Here is a 449-nt window from a genome sequence, read left to right as displayed (position 1 = left end):
GCCAGATGGGCTACCTTGAGGCACGGCGTAATCCCGCCCACGCCCTGCACCCCGGCACGCAGAATGTCGCAGGCACCTTCTTTCACCCAGTCGGCGCGGCTGAAGTATTTCCCACCCAGGCTTTCCGGCCCGATGACGTCAATGTCCAGATTCTTGTTCAGCCAGCTGTAGGACGCCATGCTCTGCTCTTCCATCGGCTCTTCGAACCAGGTGAAGTTCAGTTTTTGCAGTTCACGGCCGATATACAGCGCCTCGCTGCGGCTGTACCAGTGGTAGCCGTCCAGCATCAGGCTGATATCCGGCCCCACCGCCTCACGCACCGCCGCACAGGCGTTGACGTCCATTTTCGGGCTGGGCGCGAACGACACCGGCGGCATCCAGGTGTGCAGCTTGATGGCCTTGTAACCGCGTTTCACCAGCTTTTCGGCGAACTGACCGTACTCTTCCGG

The 449-nt window shown here is 61.0% G+C and carries 1 protein-coding gene; it reads right to left on the bottom strand.

Annotation, left to right across the window (positions count from 1 at the left end; all coding sequences use genetic code 11):
* On the bottom strand, window positions 1-449 hold a 449-nt coding region (locus tag OB87_RS19355; protein WP_033570994.1), incomplete at both ends, for an enolase C-terminal domain-like protein.

It is taken from the genome of Dickeya undicola (assembly GCF_000784735.1).
In the GTDB taxonomy this organism is placed as follows: Bacteria; Pseudomonadota; Gammaproteobacteria; order Enterobacterales; family Enterobacteriaceae; genus Dickeya; species Dickeya undicola.
The sequence above is the reverse complement of the archived record's forward strand: the minus strand, read 5'-3'. Positions and strand labels throughout refer to the sequence as shown.